The sequence below is a fragment of the Hominiventricola filiformis genome (assembly GCF_020686965.1).
GTDB classification, from domain to species: Bacteria; Bacillota; Clostridia; order Lachnospirales; family Lachnospiraceae; genus Hominiventricola; species Hominiventricola filiformis.
In genome coordinates this window covers 204,554-223,263 of the sequence record NZ_JAJEPS010000003.1, presented here as the reverse complement: position 1 = coordinate 223,263, position 18,710 = coordinate 204,554, and the positions used below count along the sequence as shown (strand labels likewise).

Here is an 18,710-nt window from a genome sequence, read left to right as displayed (position 1 = left end):
GAAAGAAATGGGAACGGTACATCATAGAATAGGAGTTCTTACAAGCGGCGGTGATGCCCCGGGAATGAATGCGGCAATCCGCGCGGTCGTGAGAAGCGCGGAATCCATGGGAATGGAATGCATTGGTATCCGGCGTGGATGGAACGGTCTGATAAACGGTGATATTGTCCGTATGGACGAGGACAGTGTGGCCCATATTATCAACAGAGGAGGAACCTGTCTGTTTACAGCAAGAAGTGACGAGTTCCGCACGAAAGAAGGTCGGGAAAAAGCATATCTGACCTGCAAACTCCTTGGAATTGACGGACTGGTTGCCATTGGAGGAGACGGAACATTTGCCGGATGTCTTGCATTTGCGAATGAGCATGATATTTCCGTAATCGGAATTCCTGCAACGATAGATAATGATATTGGCTGTACGCATTACAGCATTGGCTATGATACAGCAGCTAATACGGCGTTGGACTCAATTGATAAGCTCCGTGATACGATGCAGTCCCATGAGCGCTGTTCTGTAGTAGAAGTCATGGGACACAGGGCCGGCAACCTGGCATTGTATGTGGGACTTGCAGCGGGAGCAACCGCAGTCCTCGTGCCGGAAGAAAAATGGGATTTCGAAAAGGACGTTGCAGAGAAAATCCGCAGAGCAAGGCTGGCAGGTCGCACGCATTATATGATTGTTGTTGCGGAAGGCGCGACAAGTGCCTGTCAGGTTGCTGAAAAAATTAAAAAGTCGCTGGGATTAGATCCGAGAGTTACAATTCTCGGACATGTACAGCGAGGTGGAAATCCAAATGCGAGAGATCGGGTAACAGCATCCCGTATGGGATACTGGGCAGTGAAATGTCTTGCAGACGGGAAAACAAACCGTGTAGTGGTTCATCAAAACGGTGAAATTACGGATGTGGATATGGTGGAAGCTTTAAAAACACCGCACCAACTGCCGATTGGTGAACAGGAAGTTTTAAGTGCACTGACAGGTGCAAAAATATAAGATAAAATAACAAAAAAACGGCATATTTTGTTATTTTTAACTAAAAATTGTGAATGATACGCTTTCTCTGATATAGTAAGAAAATCTTTAATATATTGGAGAGAGCGTATTTTTATAAATTAACTGAAAAAGTGCGAGTTATAAAAATACAGAAACATCAAATAATGAAAAGGAATAGGTAAATATCCCCCGCCCCGGCTTGTGGCAAAGATATTCATTTGTTAAAGTAATAACCAGAGGAGGAAAGTCTCCGATATAAATCCCAAATAAATACTCTATCAACAAAAATGGCCGCTTGGTGGGAGTGGCTGTTTTTGCGTTATAGAAATGTAAAAATAAAAAACTAATTGGAGGGATACAGATGGAGGTAAATATTCTTTTATTTGATGACTTTGACACGATGGACGCATTTGGACCAGCAGAAGTGTTCGGATCGTCGCCGCAGCATTTTCATGTGAATTACCTGTCAGTTCCGGGAAATATCGTGAACAGTATGCAGGGTGTGAAAGTGTGGACAGAACCGCTGGAACCGGAAGAACTGCAGGGGATTGTTGTAATACCAGGAGGCAGGGGGGCAAGACGACTGCTATATCAGGATGCAGAAAGTCTGCGCCTTTTGAAGAAAATGGCGGAACGATCTGAGATTTGTATGATGATTGGCAGCGGATCCTTGCTGCTGATGCAGACAGGATCCCTGTTCCGGAGAAAGATAGCAGAATGTAAAACAGATGAAAACTGGAAACGTATGTTTACCGCAGGAGTTTCTACGGTTGTTGACGCAAGCTGGGTTGCAGATGGAAAATACTATTCCTCTTCCTGTACGATGACAGGAATTGACATGGCACTTAGCGTTGTAGCAGACATGGTAGATTTGGAAGTGGCAGAACGTATCGCCCAGAAATTAGGGCATGCCTGGGATGCCGAGGATGAAAATGTATATCAGTAAATGAAAATGATATTCCAAAATACAATAGCTTCATAATAAAACGGTATGTTTAGATATCCCCTGCGGTGGGTTGTGAACGATACGCTCCCTCTGATATCATATAAAAGATCTTTATGATATCGGAGGGAGCGTATTTTTATGAATTATTTGAAAAAATCATTTAATCGTGAGAAACCCAATATGCCGATCATTATCATTTTTCTGGCAGCATTGTCGTTGATTACGATTCTCCTCGCTACAGGGCTTGGCCCGGTATCGGTGAAGCCGGGAACGACGGCAAACATATTGTTGAGCAGAATTCCGGGTATTGGGAACAGTATTCCTCACACGTGGGAACAGCTGGATCAGAATATTGTGCTCGGCTTGAGACTTCCAAGAGTCTGTCTTGGCATGGTAGTGGGAGCATCTTTGGCAGTGTGTGGTGTCACCATGCAGGCACTGGTACGGAATAATCTGGCAGATCCTTTTATTCTTGGTGTTTCATCGGGAGCTGCCGCATTTGCCACCCTTGGCATGCTGTTTGGTGTGTTTTCTTTTCTGGGCACCTATTCCCTGTCCATTAGTGCATTTATCGGATCTGCCATCACAATTATCTTTGTGTATATGATTTCCAGAGTACGGGGCAGAATCAATATCACGCAGCTTCTGCTGTCCGGTGTGGCCATCTCCATGATCATGGACGGTGTGACCAGTATCATTAAACTGGGAGCGCCCAATGCACTGGGACTTCACAATGCGGAGTTCTGGATGTCAGGAAGCCTGGCAGGTGCCAAATGGGCTTATCTGAAATTGCCATTTCTGGTACTGGTCCTTTGTATGGCATTTTTGCTTCTGAACAACCGAGGGTTAAATCTCTTGCTTCTTGGAGATGAAAGCGCAGGAGCCTTGGGGATAAATGTCAGAAGGCTGCAAAAAGAGTTGGTGTTAGTGGCATCCATGATGGCTGGAGTTACTATTGCCGTCAGTGGAACCATTGGTTTTGTGGGACTGATGGTACCGCATTTTACCAGGCTGCTGGTAGGAGGAGATCACAAAAAGGTATTACCGATCTCGGCGCTGCTGGGTGGAATTTTGGTGGTGTGGGTGGATGTGGCAGCCAGAATGCTCATTGCCCCGGAAGAACTTCCGGTTGGAATTCTGACAGCTGTCATCGGAGGTCCGATCTTTATCTGGATGTTGAAGAAAAATAGCAGAGAAAAGAAGTAGGAGGGAACAGGGATGAGATTACATGTAGAGGGCCTGACTTATTCTTACGGAGAAAAGGATGCAGTAGATCAGGTGTCACTGCAGGTGGAACGAGGAGAATTTGTGGGACTGATTGGTCCTAACGGCAGTGGAAAATCAACGGTATTAAAAAATATATACCGAGGCCTGACACCGGATCGGGGAAGCATCAAACTGGACGGAGAAAATCTGCTGACCATGCCATATAAAAAATCCGCATTAAAGATGGCAGTGGTAGGTCAGGAAAACGAAGTTCCTTTTGATTTCCTGGTGGAAGAGATCGTTGCTATGGGAAGAAGCCCTCATAAGAAATTGTTTGATATTGACAATGTCCACGATAAAGAGATCGTACATCATGCGTTGGAACACATGGGGATGGCACATATGGCGAAGAGAAGTTATCTGAATCTGTCAGGCGGAGAGAAACAAAGAGTCCTCATTGCCAGAGCCATTGCCCAGGAGAGCGATTTCCTGATTCTGGATGAACCGACCAATCATTTGGATATCAGTTATCAGATGCAGATCTTTGATTTTATTAAGAGACTGAATGTGACGGTACTGTCTGCGATTCATGACCTGAATCTGGCGGCGCTGTATTGTGACAGATTGTATGTACTGAAAAATGGAAAAATTGTATTACAGGGAACTCCGGAAGAGGTACTGACAGCAGAACATATTTATGAGGTATATGGAGTAAAAAGCTCCGTATCCATACATCCGGTTACCGGGAAACTGGCAATTACTTATTTGCCGGAAGCATTACAGAATATCGCATAGAGGGAGAACTATTTTATGAACAAGAGAGTAGTAGCAGTATTATTGGCAGGAGTTATGGCAGTATCCACGCTTACGGCATGTGGATCCCAGAAAACGGAGGAGACGGCAGCACCGGAAGAACCACAGGTGGAAAATGATGGGCAGGAAACATCGGACAGTGCCTATCCTATGACATTTGATAACTATGGGAGAGAAGTAACGATCACACAGAAACCACAGAAGGTGTTGACACTGGGACCAAACTGTACGGAACTGTTTGCGGCACTTGGACTGGGAGATTATGTAGTAGGACGATCACTGATCAATCATAGTCGCGGTCCTCTTCCGGAATATGCAGATGTGGTAGATAACATTCCGGAACTGAATTATTCTTCAGCAACTAGAGAAGCAATTCTGACCAGCGGAGCAGACTTTATCTATGCGCTGGACTGGGAAATTAGTGACGAAGGCTGCAATATTGAGGAAGTGGAAAGCTATGGAATGAATGTCTATGTGAATTCTGCGACGACGCTGGAAGAACAGTACCAGGAAATTCTGGACATTGGAAAAATCTTTGGTGTGGAAGAGACTGCAGAGGCATTTGTGGAAGATCAGAAGACAAGAATCGCAGCAGTCCAGGAGAAAGTCAAAGATCAGGAACCGGTGAAAGTGCTGGTCTATGACAGTGGAAATGACGGTGTCTTTACCTGCTCTGGCACCAATTTTGAATCTTTGTTAGTTGGATTTGCAGGAGGAGACAATATTTTCAAAGATCTGAATGAAAAGCAGTGGGTAACAGTCAGCTACGAAGAAGTGCTGGCAAGAAACCCGGATGTGATTCTGATCCATGATTATGATTCGCCGTCTGTGGAAGAAAAGATTCAGGAGATTAAATCTAATCCGACATTGTCACAGCTTGACTGCGTAAAAAATGAACGGTTCGCAACCATCACACTGGAGAGTGTGCTTGCAGGAGATCGGATGGCCTATGCAGTAGAGAGTATGGCTTCTGAATTTTATCCGGAACTGTTTACAAAATAAGAAAGTTTCCTATATAAATCCCAAATAAATACTCTATCAACGAAATAGCTGCCTGATGTTGGGGCAGCTATTTTCGTTTGGGTCTATTTGTTCAAAGGCTTATTTTGTATTCCAGCATTTTTGAATATATTCATTTGCGGTATCTTCTGACAGATGAAGCCTGTTTTTTAAATGGAGTTTTGCATCATTTGCAGAACATCCCAGTTCTTTTAATAGATCAAGTATACCTGCAATGCCGCGTTTTTCACCCTCGGCGAGACCATCTTCATAAATTTCATCAATTGCACATCTCATGTCGATTCCTCCTTTTTCTGTTTCAGATGCCTTTTTCATTTTTAACATTTGTTTGTTTCCGACATAGTTCCAGATTGTATCATAAGTTTCTTCATCTGGCTGCTGGAAGAACCCATTCCCGCATGTTTCATATCCAGTTGTGTTCATCGTCGGGAATACTGCTCGAATTGAGCTTCCGAAAACGAGAATTTACTTATTTATGATTCTGGGAAAATTTGGGCAGATAGCTATCTTATGCCTTTGCTCCACCCACAGAATCTTGCACGGACAGTGATTTTCTCGTGTTTTCGTGCGTTTCTGCGGTCGATTTCACGGCTGATGGGCAGATGGCTGTGGAATGGCCCCATACACCCAATAATTCTTTTTCCTGTGGGTGCCAGAGCCATGGTCGTGAGTTATATGTCCAATGACACTGTTATATTGGCGAAAAGAGGAGAGTTTTCAAGAAAATGGAGGATGAATTTGGGTAGAGAGGTAGACTAAAGTTCCATACACCCAGGCACTTTCACACAACTTGCAGGTAATCATCGCGGTTGACAATTTTGTAAAAAAGCTATAACAAAATGGAATGAATCATAAGAAAAACGGAATGGATACAGAACCCCCGCCCGGGGTTTTGACGACTGTGAAAAACTGTTATACTCATTGTATTTGAAAGCGGAAGAGGAAAGTGAACGAATGAAAAAATATGTATTAAAACGTTTACTGCAGTTGATTCCCATCCTGCTGGCAATTACATTTTTGTCTTTCGGCATGATGCGGATTGCCGGAAGCGATGTGGTGGAACAGAAGATGGAGAATACGGGCAGTGATATCTCTCAGGAGGTAGTCGACGCAGCCAGAGAGGAACTGGGACTTGATAAGCCGTTTCTGATCCAGTATGTGGTCTGGCTGGGCGGTCTGCTTCATGGAGACATGGGAACCAGTTATGTGTCTGGGAAATCTGTATTCAGCACGTTTATTTCCAAACTTCCGGCAACCCTGCTTCTGACTGCTGTATCTATTTTACTGACGATTCTGATATCTATTCCACTTGGAATTCTGTCAGCGATTCATCAGAATCGCTTTTCAGATTATCTGATCCGAACATTAAGTTTCATCGGTAACAGCCTTCCGAACTTTTTTGTGTCTTTGCTTTTGATGTATTTGTTTGCCATTCGACTGGGATGGTTTCCAGTGATTGCAAAAGGTGTCAGTCTGAATAGTGTTGCCATGCCGGCTATTACACTGGCCATTGCCATGAGCGCAAAATATGTACGACAGGTAAGGGCTGCCGTTTTAGAGGAATTAAGTCAGGACTATGTGGTAGGCGCAAAGGCAAGAGGCGTCAGATTTTCCACTATTTTGTGGGGAAGCGTGATGAGAGCCTCACTGGTAACGATCATTACGTTATTGATGTTGTCGGTAGGAAGCCTCCTGGGCGGAACAGCCATTGTAGAATCGATCTTTATGTGGGATGGCGTAGGAAAGATGGCGGTGGATGCCATCAGTATGAGAGATTATCCCATGATTCAGGCCTATGTTATGTGGATGGCTATTATCTATGTGGCAGTCAATTTGTTGACGGATATTTCCTATCGGTTTCTTGATCCCAGGATCCGTCTGGGAGGTGAGGAAGGATGATAGAGGAACGTGAGGTGACAGTCAGAGTTCAGAAAGTGAAAAAGAACCGAATCCGGATGAAATTATTCTTTTTTGCAACACTTGCAGTATTGCTTCTGCTGGCTACGATATTTGCAAAACAGCTGTGTCCCTATGATCCCTATGCACAGGATCTGGCGCAGGCCATGAAGCCGCCGAGTGCGGCGCATCTTATGGGAACGGATACTTACGGAAGAGACATGTTTTCCCGTGTGCTGATTGGAGCACAGACCAGTATTTCTTCTACCTTTGCACTGGTAGCGATCATTACTGTTTTCGGGACCTTTGTTGGTGTCGTGTGTGGCTATTATGGTGGTCGTGTGGATGCGCTTGTCATGCGGCTTTCGGATCTCTGTCTGGCTTTTCCGGGGTTGGTATTTGCCATGGCGGTAGCTGTTATTTTGAATGGTGGTGTACAGAATGCGGTCATTGCACTGGCACTGATCAGCTGGCCGAAGTATTCACGAATTGCCAGAAGCCAGACCCTTTCCATAAAGGAACTGCCCTATATCCATGCATCGAAGCTGGCGGGAGATACTGCGATTCAGGTGGTGTTCCGGCATGTTCTGCCGAACATCATCGGGCCGGTTCTTGTCACTTCCATGCTGGACATAGGAACGATGATGATGGAGATTGCAGGTCTTTCCTTTCTGGGACTGGGAGCACAGCCTCCGGTTGCAGAATGGGGAAGTATGATGAGCAGCGGACGAAGTATGCTGCAGACTTATCCTTGGATTGTGTTATCACCAGGAGCAGCCATCTTTGTATCTGTCGTAATATTTAACCTGCTCGGTGATACGATCCGTGATTACATGGATCCCAGGAACAGCCGTTCCAGGTAGATATAATATAGAAAAGGGAGTATAAATATATGAAGAAAAGAACAGGTAAAATTTTTGCATTATTGCTGTCATTGACGATGGTAACCGGCATGCTGGCAGGTTGTGGTGCTGAAAAAACCGAACATAACGATGCCGCTACGCAGACAGAGGCAGCCCAGGAAGGAAAAAAGACGTTTGTCTTTGGTGATACCACATTTAATGCGGAAAATGAGGAATCCAATATCAATCCCCACAGTGCTTACTGCGGATGGGCATGTATCCGTTATGGTGTCGGAGAGACATTGATGAAAATCAATGATTCCATGGAACTGGAGCCGTGGATTGCAGAAGGATATGAATTGGTAGACAATCTGACATGGAAGATCACGCTGAAAGATGGTGTCTGCTTCTCCAACGGAAAGCCTTGTGATGCGGAAGCAGTAAAGAAATGCCTGGAAGATTTGGTAGCAGTTCATGAACGTGCGGCAGGTGATCTGAAGATTGCTTCTATTGAGGCAGATGGTCTGGTACTGACCATTCATACGGTGGAAGAGTGTCCGAGTCTGATGAACTATCTGTCTGAACCCTATGGATGCATTATTGATATGGATGAAGGTGTGTCGGATGATGGAATCGTAGTGGGAACCGGTCCATATGTAGCAACGGAACTGGTGACGGATGATCACCTGAATCTGGTAAAAAATGAAAATTACTGGGATGGTGATGTCAATATGGATGAGATTACTGTCCGCACCATTTCCGATGGAGATACCCTTGCGCTGGCACTTCAATCCGGTGAGATCAATGCGGCATACGGTATGGCTTATGCAAGCTATCCGATCTTTGAAAATGATAATTTCAATTTCACCAGTGTACAGACCAGCCGTTCTTTCTACGTACAGATGAACTATGCATCTCCGGTTGTAAAAGATGATGCAGTTCGTGAAGCAATTGCCATGGGAATTGATAAGGAATCCTTCGTCAGTGTACTTCTGAACGGATATGGATATGTAGCGACCGGTGCATTCCCGGATACGGTAGAATTCGGTGGATCGACGCTGAATGCGAAGACTTATGATCCGGAAGGCGCAAAAGCAGTTCTGGAAAAGGCTGGCTGGACAGACAGTGATGGTGATGGTATTCGTGAAAAAGACGGTCAGAAGCTGACTATCAAATGGCTGACCTATCCGAGCCGTCAGGAGCTCCCGCTGCTGGCGGAATCTGCCCAGAGCACCTTAAAAGATATCGGAATGGATGTACAGATCAATGCAACGGCAGATCATAACACGATTGTGAAAGACACTTCTGCCTGGGATGTCTATGTAGGAGCCAATGTCAACTGCGGTCTCGGAGATCCGACGAACTTCTTCTCCACACATTGTCTGGATGCATCCACCAAGAATCGTGGACAGTATCACAGCGATAAACTGGAAGAACTGGCAGTACAGTTAAACAGTACATTTGACAAAACAGAAAGAGATCAGATTGCCATTGAGATGCAGCAGCAGCTTCTGGATGACAATGCATTTGTATTCTGTTCTTTCCTGAAAATGAGCATGATCAGCCAGGCAAATGTGAGTGGTCTTACGGCCCATGCAAGTGATTATTATGAACTGACAGCAGATCTGGATATAAACTGATGGAAAAAACATTGTTGAATTACGATTCTGTGGAGATTTCTTTTGACGGAACCCCGGTGGTTCACGACATTTCCTTTTCCCTGCAGCCTGGAGAAATTCTCGGGCTGGTAGGAGAATCGGGAAGCGGTAAAAGTACATTGATGAAAGCGGCTATGGGGCTGCTTGGCGATACGGGACTGGTTACCAGAGGAGATATTACATTCGGGGGAAGGAGTCTTGTGGATATGCCGGAATCAGAACTTCGGGCTGTCCGGGGTGCTAAGATTGGCATGATTTTTCAGGATGCCGGTGCCTCTCTTTGCCCGATTCGAACCATTGGTGATCAGATATATGAGAGTATGCGTGCCCATGGAAAGATTGTGAACGCAGAAGCAAAAGAACATGCACTTGAACTTCTAACAAAATTGAATTTTAAAGAACCGGAACGGATCTGGGAGAGTTATCCTTTTGAAATGTCCGGAGGTATGAATCAGAGAGCAGGAATTGCCATTTCTATGCTCATGAATCCGCCGGTACTTTTTGCGGATGAACCGACCAGTGCCCTCGATGTGGCAGTACAACGGCAGGTAGTACAGGAAATGCTTCATGTCCGTGAGTTATTTGGAACCGCAATTATTATCGTAACCCATGATATTGGCGTGGTATCCGCTATGGCAGATACGGTTCTGGTATTGAAAGACGGCAGAAAGATGGAATATGGTCCTGCGAAAGAAGTACTGGAACATCCACAGAATGATTATACAAAAGAGCTGCTTTCGGCGGTGCCGAAACTGAAGAGGAGTTAATGATGGAGCCGATTTTAAAAGTCAATCATCTGAAAAAAGTGTTCCATCAGCGGGGTAAAAGAGATGTGTTCGCCGTGGAAAACATCAGTTTTTCTTTACAGCCGGGAGAGATCCTTGGAATTGTAGGAGAATCCGGAAGTGGAAAAAGTACAGTTGCAAAACTTATTACGCGGCTTGTGGATCCAACAGAAGGAGAAATTATTCTTGATGGACAGGATATCACGCATCTGAAAGGGACTGCACTGAAAGATGCCTACGGAAAGCTGCAGATGGTGTTCCAGAATCCGGTTGGTTCCTTTGATCCCAGAAGAACACTGGGGGATGGAATTGGAGAAAGTCTCCGCAACAAAGGAATGTCAAAGGTGGAGAGAAGAAAGAAAGCAGCAGAACTGCTGGAACAATGCGGGCTGGATGCTTCTTATGCAGACCGCTATCCCCATCAGGTCAGTGGAGGACAGTGCCAGCGGGCTGCCATTGCCAGAGCACTGGCAGTGGATCCAAAGGTGCTGATCTGTGATGAAGCCACCAGCGCATTGGATGTAACGGTGCAGAAACGGATCATTGAACTGTTGCGTAGGCTGAAAGAGGAGAAGAATCTTTCATATCTCTTTATCTGTCATAATCTGGCTCTGGTACAGGAATTCTGTGATCGGGTATTGGTCATGAAAGACGGAGGAATTGTGGAGGAGGGTACACCGGATGACGTGATCTGCAATCCGCAGGATGAATATACAAAGATGCTGGTGGAGGCAGTGCTGTAATGGGACTGTTGCAGAATAGATGGAGTCATCTGTTCTGTATCAGTCCTTTTTGTGTGATTTTAATAGTCATTTTCTATTTTGTAGGGCAGATAGAAAATAAAAGTTATTTTTTGCCCAATCAGGCAGTGCAGATACGCGAAAATTCTATAAAAAATAAGTCTTTTTATTTGATTTGGACATATAGAAAATCTGTAATATCAGATGCCCAGAAAATTAGGAAAATTTGGGCAAAAGATGCATAAGAATCTCTATATGTCCAATTTATTTAATTTCTGAAACTATATAGCGAAAAATATTTTTTTCACTGCAAATATTGGGCGTGGAAAGGCACAAACATTCCATATACCCAAATGGATCAGTTGCGAGGTAAGTGTTGCCTTCATACAAAATATTCCACAAGTGGGCGAAGTCCATCGTCCGGCCTCCGGTTGCATGAAACCATGCATGAATGGTGTGATAAATAAAAAGGAGGCTGTACGTATTCTATTTCTTGAATATGATATGCTCCCTTCTAGGTAGATAAGTGAAATAATAAAAACTTGTCACTTAGATAGAAGGGTGCATATCATATTTTGCAACAGCCCCATTCATTTTAAGCGTATTCTTTTCAGAAAAGCGGGTCTGTGATAAAATGAAATAAAACAGCAGGAGAGATACGATTATGAAAAAACCGGAAATAGATGCACAGGCAGTGGTTGCCACAGGCGCAGTTGTCCTGGGTGATGTGACGATAAAAAAGGATGCCAGCATCTGGTATAATGCAGTAGTGCGTGGGGATTCAAGTGAGATTCAGATAGGGGAAGGAACCAATGTACAGGATTTGTGTGTGCTTCATGTGGATGAGAATTGTCCGCTGAATATCGGTAGGAATGTGACTGTAGGACATGCTGTGATTCTTCATGGCTGCACCATTGGAGACGGCGCTTTGATCGGTATGGGAGCTATTATTCTGAACGGGGCAGTAGTCGGAAAGAACAGTATGGTGGCAGCAGGAGCTTTGGTCACATCGAATACAGTGATCCCGGATGGAGCACTTTATATGGGAAATCCTGCAAAATTCAGGAGAATGCTGTCAGATGAAGAAATTGCAGCAAACAGGGAAAATGCGAAGCATTATGTGAAAGAAAGTAAATGCATATGAAAACGAAAATGGAAAAATTTGCGATTCTTTCTCTGTCATGGATGTTGATTTCTACCTATTCGGTATCGACAGCCCTTCCGGCAATGAAAGAATATTATATAGAATACAGCGGAAGTCAGGTGGAGTTTCTGGTGTCTGCAGCGGCGCTTGGGATTACCTTCACGATCCTTTTTAATACGGTGATTGCAAAATATCTGAGAGAACGGCTGATGGTGGCAGGAGGGCTTCTCCTCTTGTCTGTAAGCGGGATTGTTCCGGTATTTACGGATATCTATCCGGTGATTCTCGGTTCCCGTTTTCTGCTTGGCATCGGAATTGGTCTGGTCAATGTAAAGGCGATCAGCATGATCAGCGAACGCTACAGTGGAAGAGAACAGGAGACGCTGCTTGGGTTTCGAAGCTCTTTTGAAATGCTGGGAAATGCAGTGCTGACATTGATAGCCGGACAGCTTCTGGCCTTTGGATGGCAGAAAGCGTTCAGCGTTTATGCACTGGGCTTTCTCGTACTGGCATTGTACCTTCTGTTTGTGCCGGAAAAAGAAGGAAATGTTTCAGATACAGCTGCGGCTGGTGTTTTAAATGGAAAATTTGAACGTAAAAATGCAGAAACTGCAATTTTTTATACAATCTGTGGTTTCTTACTGGTGGTAGCAAACGCCGCCTGCTCGTTGAGAATTCCGGTACTGGTAGAAGAACGCGGCTTTGGAACAGCATCAACAGCCAGTATTGTGCTGAGCATTTTGATGATCGTGGGGATTCTGGCGGGATTTCTCTATGGAAATCTGCTGAAAATTTGTCGAAAAAAAATATTTTTCTTCTGTCTGGCAGGATATTGTGCAGGAATGGTTCTGATGGCGGCAGCAGGATCCTTTCTTTTGTTTATGGCAGGAGTTGTGATTACGGGATTTGCGCATACGACTGGGATTACCTGCGTATTTAACGGTGCAGCGGCTGATGAGCCAGGAGAACTGCTGTCTGTTGTAAATTCCATTGTACTGGTGGGATGCAATCTGGGATCTGCATGTGCACCGTTTCTGATCGGGGGAATCGAACTGGTATGGCCGGTTTCTTTTGCAGCATTTCCGGTCATTGGAATTGTATTATTACTAATTGGATGGATGAGGGGAAGGGATTAAGTGTCTGAAGGAAAGATCAAAAACAAATACGAAATTGATATGTGCAACGGGACGATCATGGATAAGCTGATCACATTTTCTGTCCCACTGATGTTATCCAGCGTTTTACAGTTAATGTTCAATGCAGTGGATATCATTGTGGTCGGTCGATTCAGCGGCAGCCAGGCGCTGGCGGCAGTTGGCTCTACAACGGCGTTGATTAATATTTTTGTAAATCTGTTTATCGGTATTTCTCTGGGAGCCAATGTGCTTGCAGCCAGATTTTATGCACTGGAGCTGAAAAAAGAAATGTCAGAAACCGTGCATACAGCCATTACCTTTGCGTTGGTCAGCGGAATTGTGGTGGCGGTATTTGGGGTGACTCTGGCAAGATTTGCACTGGAAATCATGGCAACTCCGGAAGATGTCATCAATAAGTCTGTGCTTTACATGAGGATTTATTTCTGTGGAATGCCATTTTTTATGCTGTACAATTATGGGGCTGCCGTGCTGAGAGCAGTGGGAGATACGAAAAGACCGCTGTTGTTTCTGATTATATCGGGTGTAGTCAATGCGGTTCTGAACCTGTTTCTTGTGATTGCATTTCACCTGGACGTAGCGGGTGTGGGAATTGCGACGGTGATCTCCCAGTGCATTTCCTGCATTCTGGTTTTGCGGTGCCTGTATCACACGGAAAGCAGCTATCAGCTAAGATTTTCAAAACTTTGTCTGAAAACAAAATATCTGAGTCAGATCTTTGCCGTGGGAGTGCCGGCCGGAATTCAGAGCACGGTTATCAATCTGTCAAATGCCATGCTGCAGTCATCCGTCAATTCCTTTGGGTCTATTGCCATGGCAGGTTATACGGCAGCCAACAATATTCTTGGATTCCTGTATGTATCCATCAACTCCGTGACACAGGCATGCATGAGCTTCACCAGCCAGAACTATGGTGTGAAAAAATGGAAACGAATGGACAAGGTGTTGATTGACTGTATTATCCTTTCCGTGATAGTTGCACTGACTCTTGGAAACGGTGCATATCTGCTTGGTCCTAAACTACTGCGGATCTACAGCGAGCAGGCAGATGTAGTTGCCTGTGGGATGGAGATTCTGGCCTATACGACCATTACGTATTTTCTGTGTGGACTGATGGACCTGTTTCCCGGAGCGCTTCGAGGCATGGGTTATTCGACAGTTCCCATGATCCTGTCCATTATTGGTACCGTAGGTATGCGGATTATCTGGATCTGCCTGTTATTTCCGACACACCGGTCGCTGACATTTTTGTTTCTGTCTTATCCGGCATCCTGGGCTGCCACTGTTGTGATGCAGGTGATCTGCTTCTGGTTTGTGAGGAAGAAGATACGTAACACCCGTCCGGGCATATAGCCCTAGAATGCAGATCGATCAATTTAAAGGAGCGAAAAGAAATGTAAAAGTTTCTTTTCGCTCCTTCCTTTTGAATGAAAATTATTTTTAAAACACTGCGACCAAATGGAGATTGCATGCATCTAATCTATGTAAATACAAAAAAGCCGGCGGGAAGGATACTATGAAAAGAGAACAACTGGGTCAACTGATTCTGGCATCGGAGGACAGCATGTATCATGTGGCGAAATCATTACTCTATAATGATGCGGACTGTCAGGATGCCATTCAGGAGGCCATCGCAAAAGCATTTGACAAGATTGGAACGTTAAAACAGGACACTTATGCAAAGACCTGGCTGCTCCGTATTCTGATCAATGAATGTTATGGAATCATGCGTAAGGAAAAGAAGATCATATCATTGAAGACTTGTGAGCAGGAAGAACCGTGGATGGAGAGACAGGATTATTCGGATCTGTATGAAGCGTTGATGGGGCTTACAGAGGAAGCAAGACTGGCAGTGACCCTGTATTATATGGAAGGATACAATATTCGGGAGATTGCCAGAATGACAAAAGTGACAGAAAGTGCGGTCAAGAGCCGACTTGCCAGGGCGCGGACAAAGCTGAAGGAAGAATTATCCAAAGAAGATTAAAGGGGAGGATGAACGATGAAGTTGGAAAATATGAATCAGGAATTTCCGAAGATGCCGGATGCTATGCGGAAGATGATAGAGCAGGAAGTAGAACAGCAGTTACAGAAAAAGACAAGTAAATTCACAGGCCGCCGAGTGATGATCGCTGCGCTGGCAGCAACTCTGGCGCTGGGAACCACCGCATTTGCAGGTGTTTTATATCGAATGAAAAGTAAGCAGGTGGGAACCTATGCAGTGAAAACAACGCAGGAAAAAGAAGCAGGAACAGAAAATGAAACGATGCAGCCGACAGGAGAGAGCCATTATGTGAAGCTGACTGCGGAGTGGCTGCCGGACGGAATGGTGCAGACAGAAGAAGGAAAATATAGCTTTGAAGATACTTATGCGCAGGGTGGCGTGAGCATGCTCTGTTACTATATGGATACGGGAGACTCCGCTTTTGAAATGCTGACACAGCAGGTGGTAGAGAGTGAAACATTGAATATTGATGGCAGAGAAGGTATATACCTGGGACAGCAGACACTGAGCAATGAACTTACATTTAACCAGCAGCTCTATGTGGCGTACCCGGATCTTCATCTGGTACTGGAAATAACAGCGGCATCAGATGTGCCAAAAGAGGATGCCATCCAGATAGCGGAGCATGTGACATTGACACCCGCGGAACAGTCCGATGATAAAGATGTGATGATGTGTTATAACTGGAGCAGTTATCTGACTGCGGATGAAGGACAGGAGATGATAGATGAATCGAACCTTCCTGTCACATCAGTATCCATGGAGCACCTAGAAAAAGCACATCCAATGGGAGAAGTATTGGATATATCTGAAAACGATCTGGAAAAACATCCAGGACTGACAGCAAAGGTAACGGATGTCCAGATTGGGGATAATCGCTCCATGTTGTCAGACTCCATGCTGGGAGAGGATGATAAGCAGGCTTTTGCATCAGATGGAACGCTGCTTCCAGTCACACTTACCTATGTGAAAGAAGGAGATGGAGTCAATACGCTGGATCAGGTGATCCGGACGGAAGAAGAGCCGCAGAAGCTGGTCTGCGTGACTGTGGATTATACCAATACCGGTGCAGAAACATGGAAAGACATTATGTTCAATGGAACGATCAACATTCTGGAACCGGCTGGAGCTGAGGCAAAGATCTGGAGAGCGGATACCCAGACCCCGTCAGAGAATGATGCATGGACCTACGTGGCTGTGGCCAGTCATTCTTTCAATACGGAGGTAGGACTGTATGATGTGAAAGGTGGGGAACGTTCGAATAACTATATTGATTCCCTTGCACCGGGAGAGACAGTAACGGTACATTGGGCATTTGCTGTACCAGAAGAAAAACTTGGGGAAATGTATTTTGACTTAGGAAATACCTGCAATTTAACATCTGATCTTACGGATGGATACGTGACAGACATTAGACAGCAGGCACAATAGTTACCCTGCCCATTGTAAAATATCCTTGACAACCTCTGAAAACTAGTGTTAAGATAAAGTTCCTAAACCCGATAAGGGTGTGGATTTTACCAGAGAGATCTGATTTTCGCCACACAGTTGTTTTGCGAAGCAGCTGTATGGCGATTTTTTTATGTCTTTTTTCAGAACCATACTTCAAGGAGGATACAACAATGAATGATACTTTTATGAAAGAGAAGCCGGTATTTGGTCTTGTACTTTCGATGTCATTACCCATGGTACTTTCTATGATGGTAAATGCGCTATATAACATCGTAGACAGTTATTTTGTAGCGAGAATCAGCGAAGATGCCATGACAGCACTTTCCCTGGTCTATCCGGTGCAGAACCTGATCAGTGCAACGGCCATCGGTTTTGGTGTGGGAATCAATGCGGTCATTGCCTTTTTCCTGGGAGCAGGAGATAAGAAAAAAGCGAACCAGGCGGCCACGATGGGAATGTTCTGGAGTCTGGTGCAGGGACTGACATTATCTATCGTCTGCATCTTGATTATGCCGAAATTTCTGACCTTGTTTACCGATGATGCAACAGTTATTGATTATGCTATCCGCTATTCCAGAATTGCTTTTCTCTTTGGAATGATTATTTCCAGTGGTCTTTCTTTTGAGAAAACGTTCCAGGCAGTGGGTCGGATGAAAGTATCCATGCTCAGCATGATGGCCGGATGTATTTCCAATATTGTTCTGGACCCGATTCTGATCTTTGGCCTTGGCCCGTTCCCGGCCATGGGCATTGAAGGGGCAGCACTGGCGACCGGAGCCGGACAGGTGATTACACTTGTAATTTACATTATTATCTATATGGTAAAACCGATTCCGGTAAAGATTTGTATTTCCGGAGTTAGCTTTAAAGGCGGTATCAGCAGAAGGCTTTACTCTATCGGCATTCCGGCTATCCTGAATATGGCGCTGCCATCCCTTCTGATCTCTGCACTGAATGGTATTCTGGCAGAGTTTTCTCAGAGCTATGTGTTGGTTTTGGGGGCTTATTACAAACTGCAGACCTTCCTGTATCTGACAAGCAGTGGTATCGTGCAGGGAATTCGTCCATTGATTGGATATAATTATGGTGCGCGGGAATATGATCGCGTTCATAGAATATATCGGACAGCCCTTGGTATGTCATTGGTTGTTATGCTTGTGGGAACGGTTCTCTGCCTCTCCATTCCAGGAAGCCTTATTGGAATCTTTACCAGCTCAGCAGAGACTGTAGTGATTGGAAAGACAGCACTTCGGATTATCAGCGGCGGATTTATTATTTCTGCGGTATCTGTCACTTCCTGTGGTGCACTGGAAGGACTGAACATGGGCTTTCCTTCACTGCTGATTTCCATGCTCCGCTACATCCTCATTATTATTCCGGCGGCATTTTTGTTAAGCCGGATACTGGGAGCGAATGGCGTATGGCATGCCTTTTGGGTGACCGAGTGGATTACTGCAGGTGTGGCATGGCTGATTTATAAAAAGAAAACATCCTGGGAAAAATAAAAAAAGCCTGGCATCGACTGTCTCGTTCAAAGGGACGGTTGGTGTCAGGCGTTTTTAATGCTTTATTTAAAAAGCTCTTCTTTTCTTGCTAAAATTGCCTCACATGCAGCGCATGCCGGGCAGTCACAGTATTTTGCGCCTGCGGCTTTGATCTCTTTGCCGTGAGCAGCCACATTCTTTGCCATCTCAGCTCCGAATATTTTTGCACCCATATCGGATTCTGCAAAGGCGATGAGTCCGTCTATGGGCATGATATCTGCTTCCAGTTCTGCCACGTATGCTTTGGTCGCTTCTGCCTCTTTGTCAGTGCCGGCAGCTGCCAGCCAGTTGTTTGCAGCTTCTTTTAATTCTGCACAGCAGCTGTGGGCTGCGGTCAGTTCTTTGGTCTTCTCAGTTACAAATGCAAGTGTCTCTTTGGTCATGATAAAGTCCCCTTTCTAAATAGATATAGCTATTGTAACACATAAGAAAAACATGTAAATCATGAGAAAATTCCAAAAACAATCCGGAAAACCGCTGTGAAATGAATGGGATTAAATTTTATGGTGAA

At 44.9% G+C, this 18,710-nt stretch carries 19 protein-coding genes; 17 read left to right on the top strand and 2 right to left on the bottom strand.

Features of this window, described 5'->3' with window-relative positions:
- Positions 1-7 precede the first annotated feature (7 nt).
- The 5 genes from pfkA to LKD36_RS05325 all read left to right on the top strand — a co-directional run bounded on the left by pfkA (position 8) and on the right by LKD36_RS05325 (position 4,961).
- Entirely contained in the window at positions 8-994 is a 987-nt protein-coding gene (gene pfkA, locus LKD36_RS05345; RefSeq protein WP_308458977.1) for a 6-phosphofructokinase, read from the top strand.
- 361 nt (positions 995-1,355) lie between these two features.
- Complete coding sequence (locus tag LKD36_RS05340; protein ID WP_308458976.1) at positions 1,356-1,940, top strand: DJ-1/PfpI family protein; 585 nt, start codon at positions 1,356-1,358, stop codon at positions 1,938-1,940.
- Between the two features lie 138 nt (positions 1,941-2,078).
- Positions 2,079-3,146 carry a FecCD family ABC transporter permease gene (locus LKD36_RS05335; protein WP_308458975.1) on the top strand — a complete coding sequence of 356 codons (1,068 nt, stop codon included), beginning with the start codon at positions 2,079-2,081 and terminating at the stop codon, positions 3,144-3,146.
- Positions 3,147-3,158: 12 nt separating this feature from the next.
- Entirely contained in the window at positions 3,159-3,941 is a 783-nt protein-coding gene (locus tag LKD36_RS05330; protein ID WP_308458974.1) for an ABC transporter ATP-binding protein, read from the top strand.
- A gap of 15 nt (positions 3,942-3,956) precedes the next feature.
- The gene (locus tag LKD36_RS05325) at positions 3,957-4,961 is read left to right on the top strand and encodes an ABC transporter substrate-binding protein (protein WP_308458973.1); all 1,005 of its coding nucleotides are present in this window, start codon (positions 3,957-3,959) and stop codon (positions 4,959-4,961) included.
- 99 nt (positions 4,962-5,060) lie between these two features.
- Here LKD36_RS05325 and LKD36_RS05320 read toward each other — a convergent pair whose 3' ends face one another.
- Positions 5,061-5,402, bottom strand: coding sequence for a hypothetical protein (locus LKD36_RS05320; protein WP_308458972.1), 342 nt, complete (start codon positions 5,400-5,402; stop codon positions 5,061-5,063).
- Positions 5,403-5,933: 531 nt separating this feature from the next.
- On the opposite strand from LKD36_RS05320, the gene nikB reads away from it, so the two are divergent.
- From nikB to LKD36_RS05260, 12 genes are all read left to right on the top strand, one after another.
- Positions 5,934-6,878 carry a nickel ABC transporter permease gene (gene nikB / locus LKD36_RS05315; protein WP_308458971.1) on the top strand — a complete coding sequence of 315 codons (945 nt, stop codon included), beginning with the start codon at positions 5,934-5,936 and terminating at the stop codon, positions 6,876-6,878.
- A complete protein-coding gene (nikC, locus tag LKD36_RS05310; protein ID WP_308458970.1) occupies positions 6,875-7,738 on the top strand; it encodes a nickel transporter permease in 864 nt (287 codons plus the stop codon). Before nikB ends, nikC begins: the two co-directional genes overlap by 4 nt.
- Before the next feature lie 29 nt (positions 7,739-7,767).
- The gene (locus LKD36_RS05305; protein WP_308458969.1) at positions 7,768-9,357 is read left to right on the top strand and encodes an ABC transporter substrate-binding protein; all 1,590 of its coding nucleotides are present in this window, start codon (positions 7,768-7,770) and stop codon (positions 9,355-9,357) included.
- Positions 9,357-10,142: an ABC transporter ATP-binding protein gene (locus tag LKD36_RS05300; RefSeq protein ID WP_308458968.1), complete on the top strand. Its 786-nt coding sequence runs from the start codon at positions 9,357-9,359 to the stop codon at positions 10,140-10,142. The genes LKD36_RS05305 and LKD36_RS05300 overlap by 1 nt, the downstream gene beginning before the upstream one ends.
- A gap of 2 nt (positions 10,143-10,144) precedes the next feature.
- Positions 10,145-10,903, top strand: coding sequence for an ABC transporter ATP-binding protein (locus LKD36_RS05295; RefSeq protein ID WP_308458997.1), 759 nt, complete (start codon positions 10,145-10,147; stop codon positions 10,901-10,903).
- Positions 10,903-11,145, top strand: coding sequence for a hypothetical protein (locus LKD36_RS05290; RefSeq protein ID WP_308458967.1), 243 nt, complete (start codon positions 10,903-10,905; stop codon positions 11,143-11,145). Before LKD36_RS05295 ends, LKD36_RS05290 begins: the two co-directional genes overlap by 1 nt.
- Positions 11,146-11,564: 419 nt before the next feature.
- On the top strand, positions 11,565-12,044 hold the full coding sequence (locus LKD36_RS05285) for a gamma carbonic anhydrase family protein (protein ID WP_308458966.1): 480 nt from the start codon (positions 11,565-11,567) through the stop codon (positions 12,042-12,044).
- On the top strand, positions 12,041-13,180 hold the full coding sequence (locus LKD36_RS05280; RefSeq protein WP_308458965.1) for an MFS transporter: 1,140 nt from the start codon (positions 12,041-12,043) through the stop codon (positions 13,178-13,180). The genes LKD36_RS05285 and LKD36_RS05280 overlap by 4 nt, the downstream gene beginning before the upstream one ends.
- Positions 13,181-13,219: 39 nt before the next feature.
- The gene (locus tag LKD36_RS05275; RefSeq protein WP_308458996.1) at positions 13,220-14,551 is read left to right on the top strand and encodes an MATE family efflux transporter; all 1,332 of its coding nucleotides are present in this window, start codon (positions 13,220-13,222) and stop codon (positions 14,549-14,551) included.
- 163 nt (positions 14,552-14,714) lie between these two features.
- On the top strand, positions 14,715-15,185 hold the full coding sequence (locus LKD36_RS05270; protein ID WP_308458964.1) for an RNA polymerase sigma factor: 471 nt from the start codon (positions 14,715-14,717) through the stop codon (positions 15,183-15,185).
- Positions 15,186-15,200: 15 nt separating this feature from the next.
- Positions 15,201-16,634 (top strand): DUF4367 domain-containing protein, encoded by a 1,434-nt coding sequence (locus tag LKD36_RS05265; protein WP_308458963.1) that lies wholly within the window; start codon positions 15,201-15,203, stop codon positions 16,632-16,634.
- 191 nt (positions 16,635-16,825) lie between these two features.
- Entirely contained in the window at positions 16,826-18,160 is a 1,335-nt protein-coding gene (locus tag LKD36_RS05260) for an MATE family efflux transporter (protein ID WP_308458962.1), read from the top strand.
- A gap of 62 nt (positions 18,161-18,222) precedes the next feature.
- On the opposite strand, the gene LKD36_RS05255 is transcribed toward LKD36_RS05260, so the two are convergent.
- Complete coding sequence (locus LKD36_RS05255) at positions 18,223-18,582, bottom strand: molecular chaperone Hsp90 (protein ID WP_118769235.1); 360 nt, start codon at positions 18,580-18,582, stop codon at positions 18,223-18,225.
- Between the last annotated feature and the right edge of the window lie 128 nt (positions 18,583-18,710).

What these genes read in the sequence shown, in the direction of transcription:
- nikC (WP_308458970.1), top strand. Translation starts at nt 6,875, where the DNA reads ATGATAGAGGAACGTGAGGTGACAGTCAGAGTTCAGAAAGTGAAAAAG.
- LKD36_RS05295 (WP_308458997.1), top strand. Translation starts at nt 10,145, where the DNA reads ATGGAGCCGATTTTAAAAGTCAATCATCTGAAAAAAGTGTTCCATCAG.
- LKD36_RS05255 (WP_118769235.1), bottom strand. Translation starts at nt 18,582, where the DNA reads ATGACCAAAGAGACACTTGCATTTGTAACTGAGAAGACCAAAGAACTG.
- LKD36_RS05335 (WP_308458975.1), top strand. Translation starts at nt 2,079, where the DNA reads ATGAATTATTTGAAAAAATCATTTAATCGTGAGAAACCCAATATGCCG.
- LKD36_RS05275 (WP_308458996.1), top strand. Translation starts at nt 13,220, where the DNA reads ATGTGCAACGGGACGATCATGGATAAGCTGATCACATTTTCTGTCCCA.
- LKD36_RS05260 (WP_308458962.1), top strand. Translation starts at nt 16,826, where the DNA reads ATGAATGATACTTTTATGAAAGAGAAGCCGGTATTTGGTCTTGTACTT.
- LKD36_RS05320 (WP_308458972.1), bottom strand. Translation starts at nt 5,402, where the DNA reads ATGAACACAACTGGATATGAAACATGCGGGAATGGGTTCTTCCAGCAG.
- LKD36_RS05340 (WP_308458976.1), top strand. Translation starts at nt 1,356, where the DNA reads ATGGAGGTAAATATTCTTTTATTTGATGACTTTGACACGATGGACGCA.
- LKD36_RS05325 (WP_308458973.1), top strand. Translation starts at nt 3,957, where the DNA reads ATGAACAAGAGAGTAGTAGCAGTATTATTGGCAGGAGTTATGGCAGTA.
- LKD36_RS05280 (WP_308458965.1), top strand. Translation starts at nt 12,041, where the DNA reads ATGAAAACGAAAATGGAAAAATTTGCGATTCTTTCTCTGTCATGGATG.
- LKD36_RS05300 (WP_308458968.1), top strand. Translation starts at nt 9,357, where the DNA reads ATGGAAAAAACATTGTTGAATTACGATTCTGTGGAGATTTCTTTTGAC.
- pfkA (WP_308458977.1), top strand. Translation starts at nt 8, where the DNA reads ATGGGAACGGTACATCATAGAATAGGAGTTCTTACAAGCGGCGGTGAT.
- nikB (WP_308458971.1), top strand. Translation starts at nt 5,934, where the DNA reads ATGAAAAAATATGTATTAAAACGTTTACTGCAGTTGATTCCCATCCTG.
- LKD36_RS05330 (WP_308458974.1), top strand. Translation starts at nt 3,159, where the DNA reads ATGAGATTACATGTAGAGGGCCTGACTTATTCTTACGGAGAAAAGGAT.
- LKD36_RS05265 (WP_308458963.1), top strand. Translation starts at nt 15,201, where the DNA reads ATGAAGTTGGAAAATATGAATCAGGAATTTCCGAAGATGCCGGATGCT.
- LKD36_RS05305 (WP_308458969.1), top strand. Translation starts at nt 7,768, where the DNA reads ATGAAGAAAAGAACAGGTAAAATTTTTGCATTATTGCTGTCATTGACG.
- LKD36_RS05290 (WP_308458967.1), top strand. Translation starts at nt 10,903, where the DNA reads ATGGGACTGTTGCAGAATAGATGGAGTCATCTGTTCTGTATCAGTCCT.
- LKD36_RS05270 (WP_308458964.1), top strand. Translation starts at nt 14,715, where the DNA reads ATGAAAAGAGAACAACTGGGTCAACTGATTCTGGCATCGGAGGACAGC.
- LKD36_RS05285 (WP_308458966.1), top strand. Translation starts at nt 11,565, where the DNA reads ATGAAAAAACCGGAAATAGATGCACAGGCAGTGGTTGCCACAGGCGCA.